Origin of the sequence: Brevibacillus borstelensis (assembly GCF_003710865.1) — a bacterium.
GTDB classification, from domain to species: Bacteria; Bacillota; Bacilli; order Brevibacillales; family Brevibacillaceae; genus Brevibacillus; species Brevibacillus borstelensis.
The window spans coordinates 216,020-224,700 of sequence record NZ_RHHO01000033.1 but is presented as its reverse complement, the minus strand read 5'-3'; the positions used below and the strand labels follow the sequence as shown (position 1 = coordinate 224,700).

General features: G+C 51.7%; 1 protein-coding gene. It reads right to left on the bottom strand.

Annotated elements, in window-relative coordinates; genetic code table 11:
* Window positions 1-22: 22 nt before the first annotated feature.
* Complete coding sequence (locus tag EDM54_RS17030; protein ID WP_122958503.1) at window positions 23-8,623, bottom strand: non-ribosomal peptide synthetase; 8,601 nt, start codon at window positions 8,621-8,623, stop codon at window positions 23-25.
* Window positions 8,624-8,681: the final 58 nt, after the last annotated feature.

Here is an 8,681-nt window from a genome sequence, read left to right as displayed (position 1 = left end):
CGGCATCGCATACGCAATGGATTTACTTTTCTTTCAACTGGCTCAACAAAGCCTCTGCTTCTTCATCTGATAGATTTTCAATCTGCTCGAGCAAATCAGCCAGCTCGGTTTGAACGCTCTGAGGAGCCAGCGCCTGTTGAACCAGCTCGGCCAGTTGCTCTACAGTCGGAGCTTCAAACAATGCCCGGAGTGGCAATTCAATCTGAAACGCTTTGCGAATCCGGGAAATTAACTGTGTGGCCAACAAGGAATGGCCACCGTGCTCAAAGAAGTGATCACGGATACCCACTCGCTTATATCCCAGCACCTCTCCCCAAATCGAAGCAAGCTGTTGTTCCAGTTCTGAACGCGGTGCGACAAATTGCTCTTCCTCGACATCTGTCAGAGGGGACGGCAGCGCTTTCCGGTCAATTTTTCCATTGAGCGTCAGCGGGAACTCTTCGAGCTGCATAAACGACGACGGGATCATATATTCCGGAATTTCTTGCGAGAGGAAATCGCGCAGCTCCGCTTTCGTCGGTTTCATGCCCGCTGCGGCAACGAAATAGGCAACCAATTGCTTCTCGCCTCGTTCGTCTTCACGTGCAACCACGGTTACATGCTCGATTGCCGGATGTTTGCCGAGCAGTGTCTCTATCTCTCCGAGTTCAATACGGAAACCGCGTATTTTCACTTGATAGTCGATCCGTCCCAGAAACTCCAAAGAACGATCCGGACGGTAACGAACGAGGTCACCGGTTTTATACAGTCGAGGGTTGTCGTCCTGCGTAAACGGATTTTCCAGGAACGTCTGGGCGTTTTTCTCGGGAGCATTCAGATAGCCCCTCCCCACCCCAATTCCACCGATGTACAGCTCTCCAGCTACCCCAATTGGTACCGGCTGCCTATTTTTATCCAGGACGTACATCTGCATATTGGCGATGGGTCGGCCGATCGGAATTGTCGCCACCTCTTCTCCCGGAGGTTCTTTGATAAAGTGATGCAACACATCATCGGAACACTCCGTAGGTCCGTATGCATTGATGAGATAGGCATTCGGGTAGTAACCAAGCCATCTTTTGCACAATTCAGGCGGCAACACCTCGCCGTTTGGAATCATCCAGCGAAGCGAAGACAAATCAGGTTGTTTAAAATCGCGCAACGCGATCTCTTCCAGCATCGCCCGCAGCAATGAAGGGACCGTTTCCACAATCGTCAATTGGAGGTGTGCCATTGCATCGAGCTGTCGTGACGGGTCAAAGGCGACTTCGTCTTTCAAAATCACAACACGGCCTCCGGTCAACATCACGGCAAACAACTGCCACACGGAGATGTCGACGCACTGGGACGAGTTTTGCGCTACACGATCCGCCTCTGTCATGCCCAGGTCATCGATTTTTGCATAGAGATGGTTTACCATTCCTCGGTGTTCTACCATCGCGCCTTTTGGTTTTCCGGTAGAACCTGATGTGTAAATGACGTAGGCGACATCTTCCGGCTTCACGTTCGCGCTTACCGGCTCGCTGCTCTCTTGTGCGATTGTCTCCCAGTCTCTGTCCAAGCATAGGGAAATGTTGTTCTTCTCTGGAAACACGCCAAGCAAGCGATCGTACGTAAGCAGTACCTTCAAATCTGCATCTTCGATCATGTGCGTCAAGCGTTCTTTCGGATAGGCAGGATCGAGCGGAACATAAATGCCACCGGCCTTCCATATTGCCATGATCGAGATCACCCACTCCAGGTTGCGTTCCCCAAAGTAACCGACAAAGACGTCACGTTCGACTCCGCGGGCTTGCAAAAAGCGAGCGAGTTGATTGGATTTCCGCTCCAATTCCGCGTAAGACAATTCCTTGCCGTCGAAAACAACAGCGGGCTTCTCTGGCGTCTTTCCTGCCTGTTTTGCAAAAAGCGCATGAAAGAGTTGGTCCACCGGGTAGTCCGCACGCCTGCTGTTCCATTCGACCAACAGCTTATCCGTCTCTTCTTTTGTCAGGAAGGATTGTATCTCGTGACGGCCTAACGGATTCTCCGCCATTGCCTCCAGGACGTTTTGATAATAGCGTCCGATTGTTTCCACCTGATCTTCGGTTAATTCATCCGTTTCAAAATCAAGCGCGAACAAAACCTGTGACGTGTTGATGTCTACCGTAAATTGCGCTGTCAGCGGAACATAGGTGTAATCGGACTGCGCGGCATTGATGATTTCAACATTTGGCACGCTGTGCAAGCTCTCTGCGATATGGAAATGGGTGTAGTTGAACACTACATCAAACAACGGCTGACCCGAGCTGTGTTCTTTTTGCAGCTGAACAAGCGGACATCGCCGATAGGGCAGTATTTCCCGTTCAGAATCAAACGCCGTCTTCACCAGATCGATCCAGGTGCCTGGCGACAGCTCCGCCCGAAGCGGCAGTGTGTTTAGAAAAATTCCGAGCACTTTATCGCCGTCAGTATGCTCCAGACGCCCGTTTGCGATCAAACCGGAGATCACGTCCGTCTGTCCTGTCAGCATGCTCAACACCTTGAGGTGCCCGGCGAGCAAGACATTTTTCAACGGGATGGCTGTGGTATTGGCCAGATTTCTTAATCCCTCGCTCACTTTGGCAGAAAGCGGAACCCAGATGCGGCCTTTGCTGTTGTCCTGTTTGGCTTCAGATTTAGGCCAACGGTATAAAGGTGTGATTACGCAGTCACTCAACTTTTCGTTCCAGAAACGGCGCGCTTTTTCCGATTGCAGCGTCTTCTGCTCCAGCTCCACAAAATCGCGATAGGAGCTCTGCAAAGGCGCTTTCTCGGGTCGCTGTCCGTTCGTAACCCATGCAGCGTAATCGGTGAGCAGCTCGGTGATCAGGGACACGACGCTCCAACCGTCCAGGAACGGCTCAATCAGCACCAACTGGAACTCTTCATCAGAATAACGGCAGACATAAAAACGGCATAATCCCGGTTTCTGCCAATCAAACGGTGTTTTCCGCTCTTGCTCCAGTCTGGCAGACAAGTGTTCCTGCTGCTGCTCATGGGACAAGTGCCGCAGGTCTTCTACGTGCAAAGATATGGCAGCTTCTCTGTATACCAATTGAAGCGGCTGACTGAAATGGCTGATGTCAAATGACGTGCGCAAGATGTGATGGCGCTGAACCATTTGCTGCAGGGTCTCTTCCAAAGCGGCTTGGTCGAATAGGCAGCGTACGCGATAACTGGAAAGATAGACCTGATAATCGGACGACATCTCGCTGTGATAGACGAATGCCGCTTGTGTCATGCTCAGCGGATAAGCGTCCTCCACCTGTTGCGGAATCAACAGGCGGTCTTCCGCAGAAATCAGTCCGAACGGCTCTTTTCCACCTGTACTTTCTTCATGTTGTTGAACCCGTTTCGCAACTGCAGCCAATTCACGAATCGTTTGATACTGAAAGAGATCCTGTATGGATAAATCCAACCCGCGTTCCCTCGCCTGAGACAGGATGGCAATGCTGCGGATCGAGTCGCCGCCCAGATTAAAGAAGTTATCGTCGATGCCGATTTTCTGTACGTGAAGGATGTTTTCCCATACGGAAACCAAAATCTCTTCTTCCGCGGTGGCAGGCGGCACATAGACTGCTTCCGATTCCGGTTTTGATGGTGAAATAGCAAGCAGTGCCTTGCGATCTACCTTGCCGTTCTCTGTCATCGGCAGTGCATCAAGCAGATAGAAAGAGGACGGCACCATAAAAGCGGGAAGTCTCTCCTGGAGAAAACGGCGCAAATCCGCTGAACCGAGGGAGCTGCCTGGCGCGACCACTGCATACGCTGCCAGATGCTTTTCCCCGTGCAAATCATTTCGGGCAAATACGATATTGTCCCGTACCTCGGGATGCTTTGCGATCACCGCTTCGATTTCATTCAGCTCGATTCGGAATCCCCTGATTTTTACCTGGTGATCGATGCGACCCAAATACTCGATGTCTCCGTTGGCATGGAAACGAGCCAAATCACCGGTTCGATACAGGATTTCCGATTCGTTGTGCGGATTCGCAATAAATCTTGATTTCGTCAATTCCGGGCGATTCAGGTACCCCCGTGCTACACCCGCCCCTCCTACAAACATCTCTCCTGCCACCCCAATCGGCACAGGCTGAAGCTGCTGATCAAGGATGTAGATTCGCAGGTCCGGGATCGGCTGCCCGATGAAGCTCGCCTGTTTATCCACGTCCGCCTTCGAGAGCGGGCGATACGTGACGTGAACGGTTGTTTCCGTGATCCCGTACATATTCACCAACTGCGGACGTTTGTCGCCGTGACGATCAAACCAGGGACCAAGCGACGGAATGTCAAGCGCCTCACCGCCGAAGATCACCAGGCGCAGAGCGAGATCGTCTGACATGCCGATCGTCTCTTCCGCCTTCATCAATTGCGAGAAGGCCGAAGGTGTTTGGTTCAGAACCGTCACTCTTTCTTTGACAAGCAATCGATAGAATTCTTCTGGCGAGCGGCTGATCCAATAAGGAACGATCACCAGGCGTCCGCCGTAAAGCAATGCTCCCCAAATTTCCCAAACGGAGAAATCAAAGGCATAGGAATGGAACATCGTCCACACGTCCTGCTCCGTAAACGAATACCACGGTTCTGTTGCTTGGAACAGGCGGATGACTTGGTAATGAGGAATCAGCACGCCTTTTGGCTTCCCGGTCGATCCGGACGTATAGATGACGTAGGCCAGGTGATCGGGTGTTGTGCCGCTTGCCGGATTTTCGCTGCTGTTTTGAGCGATTGCGTCCCAATCGGAATCTACGCACAAAGTCTTTACATCGCTCTTTGGCAAATCGGATAACAGTCGCTTCTGGGTCAGCAAAATACGGACTGCCGAATCTTTCAGCATGAACTCCAAGCGCTCTCTTGGATAGGCCGGATCAAGTGGCACATATGCTCCGCCAGCTTTTAACACACCGAGAATGCACACGATCATCTCGATGGACCGCTCTACGGAGATCCCGACAAGATCATCCGGACCGATCCCCTCCTGTTGCAAATGATGGGCTAATTGGTTTGCCCGGCTGTTTAATTCACCGTAGGTAATCCGTTCGTCTCCGCAAACAACCGCAGTTTCTCCTTTATGAAGCGCTGCTTGGCGTTCAAACCATTGATGGATGCACTGCTCTTTCGGAAAGGCAGCCGCTGGATGGTGCATTTCCAGGAGATGTGTTTTTCCTTCCGCCGACAGAATCGGAAGCGTGGAGACTTGCTGGGTCGGATCATTTGCGATCTCGGTCAACAGCGTCGCATAGCTGTTTAACAGACGATCGATCGTTGGTTCCTCATACAGGTCGGTATTGTATTTCAGCTCAATCGAGAGATCATCACCTACTTCGACGACCGTCATCGTCAGATCAAATGGAGCTGCCTGTTCGTTGAGCTCTACTGGTTCCAGAAGAAGGTTGCCCAGCTCGATTCCTTCCTTTTGACCGCCAGCGATCAATGGAGCCAGTCTCCTGTAACTGCCGCCCACATTTTGCATGACAAACGCGGTCTGGAAGATCGGTGAACGGCTGGCGTCCCGTTCCTGCTGCAGTTTTTCTACCAGCACTTCAAACGGATAATCCTGGTGCGCATACGCCTCTAATACGATCCCGCGCACTTTTTTCAACAAGGTGACAAAGCCCGGATTTCCTGACAAATCAACTCTGATCGGTACAGGGTTCGTTACATAGCCAACCAGTTTTACCAGCTCCGACCGGGATCTGGCTGCCATCGGGGAGCCGATGATCAAGTCATCCTGACCAGCGTAACGGTGCAACAGCACAGCGTAGCTGGCCAACAGCGCCGTATACAAGGTAGTTTTGTACGTTTTGCTGAGCTGCTTCAATGCAACTGTCGTTTGCCCATTCAGTCGAATGGTTTTGGCAGCCCCATTGTACGTCTGAACAAGCGGCCGCGGATGATCGGTTGGCATGTTCAGGATCGGAAGTTCTCCTGACAGCCTTTTTTCCCAGTACGCGAATTGATCTGCTCCCTCGCGATCAGTAAGCATGTTCTCTTGCCAGAGCACATAATCGGCAAACCGTACGGATACCGGCTCGAGGTACGATTTTTCTCCTGCGGCTTTTTTCGTATACAACTGGCTCCATTCTGAAAACAACAGGTCAAATGACCACAGATCTATCACAATATGATGGAACGACCACAACAAAACGTGATCCTCCGGAGCTGTTTGAAAGAGCTGCACGCGCATGAGCGGCCCTTTCTCCAGATCAAACGGTCGGTGCGCCTCTTCTTCCATGCGTTGATGCAGGGTGATCGTATCCCAAGTGGATGCATCCTCAATTTTCACGTTCGCTTCGATGTTTTTGCGCACGTATCCAAGCGGCAGTCCGTTCTCCAGTGCGGGATACGCTGTTCGCAGTACGTCATGCCGGCTCACCAGTTCGTTGAACGATTCGATCAGTACGGGAACATTCATCTGCCCCTTTATGCGGACCGCTTTGCTGATGTTGTACGCACTGCTGTGCGGCGCCAGCTTATGCATAAACCAAAGTGCCTGCTGACCGCGCGAGAGAGGCACGTAATACTCCTCCTCTTCACCCTTGCTCGCATTCGCGATCACTTGGTGATGTCCATTCAAGCGTTCCGCCAACAGCTTTGAAAGTTTGGTCGAGCTTTCCACCTCAAACAATTCTGTCGGATTCAGGACGATCCCGAGATCTGTTTCAATCGTATACTGGAGCTGCATCGCTCGCGCCGAGTCCATTCCCAGCGTGCTCAAATGCTGACCGGCATCGTATTGGGAGGACGAGATTTGCAAGACGCACGGTATGATATTGCCCAGATACGCTTTCAGTTCCGTCTGGAGTTCTTCCGGTCCCATCCTCAACAAAGCATCGCGATTCACCGTCGGGTCTATCGTTTCTTCGAATGGTTCGTCATCCAATACGTGGCTGCCGATGACATGGAATCGGTCTTGGAGGTAAATTTCACGGCATAAGCGGCGCTGTATTTTTCCGCTTGATGTTTTCGGAATGCTGCCATAACGGACAAGCTGGATCGCGTAAACCTGCACCCCGTGATCCTGTGCGACGGCCTGACGGATGCAGCTGGTTACTTCTTCGACGTCAACCTGTCGGTGATGACGATCGATCTCGGAAACAATGACGAGCCTTTCTTCCCCGTTTACTTGGACGGAAAATGCCGCGCATTCCGGTCGCAAGGCAAAATGGCTCTTCTGTGCTGACAATTCGATGTCCTGCGGATAGTAGTTGCGACCGCGAATAATGATCAAATCCTTCAATCGTCCGGTTACGAACAGCTCGCCGTTTTGCAAAAACCCGAGGTCACCTGTACGGAGGAAAGGCCCTTCTCCGCTGTCCGCCACATATGCGTTAAACGTAGCAGCCGTCTGCTCTTCATTCCCCCAGTAACCGCCGGCAACACTTCGCCCGGCTACCCATATCTCGCCGATTTCATCAGCCTCGCACTTTCTGAGCGTCTGCGGATGAACGATGCACACGGTTTGATCGGAAACCGATTGTCCGCATCCGACCAGAGCCTGACTGGTAGCGGTGTCAGATGATGATGGCTGCTCAAGCACCCGATTGTCCGTCAGCGCCTCCTTGTCGAACCTTTGGATGGCCGGAAGTGTTAACCGGTTTCCACCGGAGACGAACAGCGTACCTTCAGCCAATCCGTAGCACGTGTAAAAAGCCTCTTTTTTAAATCCGCAAGATGCGAAAGCCTCCGCAAAACGTTCAATCGTCTCTTCGCGAATCGGTTCCGCGCCGTTAAAGGCCACTTCCCAGCTGCTCAAGTCCAGTTCGGCTTTCTGTTCATCTGTAATCCTCTTGACGCATAGTTCGTAAGCAAAATTGGGACCGCCGCTTACAGAAGCGGCCGTACGGGAAATGGCTTGCAGCCAGCGCAGAGGCCGCTGCATCATATCAAACGGAGACATGAGTGTTGTGTGGAAGCCTGCGTATAACGGCTCAAGAATTCCACCAATCAGTCCCATATCGTGATAAGGCGGCAGCCAGATAACGCCACGGTCCTCCGGGGTAATTCCGAAACTTTCTTTTATTGCAGATAAATTGTGCAGCAGGTTTCCGTGTCGAACCATCACTCCTTTTGGAGTAGAGGTAGAACCCGAGGTATACTGCAAGAATGCGAGAGATTGCCCATTCAGATCAGGGGTCTTCCAATCATTTTCACTGATCTCGCTTATTTGATCGGTAGCCAGCCACGTTACCCCGTTCATTTCCGGGAGCGCGGCAAAACTCTCTTTGAAATTCGCTGCCAATTTTGAAGTCGTGAGTGCGATTTTTGCCTGACAATCCATGGCAATGGCATGAATCCTCGGTATGAGACGAGGAGAAGTCGGGGGGTATGCAGGTACAGCTATACTTCCTGCATAGAGACAACCGAAAAAGGCAGCGATATACTCAAGCCCCGGTTGATAAAGCAGCAGAACGCGCTCCCCAACCGCCTGCATGTACTGCAGCTTGGCTCCAATTACTCTTGCCCGCCGGTCCAATTCTGCGAAAGTCATGCTCTCTTCGTTCAATTCCCCATCGAGCAAAAAGCGGTAAGCCTCCTGGTTGGGTCGCTCGTTTGCTCTCGATTGCAGCATCTCTACCATGGTAGAATACATAAGCGTTTCTTCGGACATGAATGGCCGCATTGCAGATGACCTCCAAATTTTATAATTTTATGCAAAATTTGGTAATTGATCGCACAGC

What these genes read in the sequence shown, in the direction of transcription:
- EDM54_RS17030 (WP_122958503.1), bottom strand. Translation starts at nt 8,623, where the DNA reads ATGCGGCCATTCATGTCCGAAGAAACGCTTATGTATTCTACCATGGTA.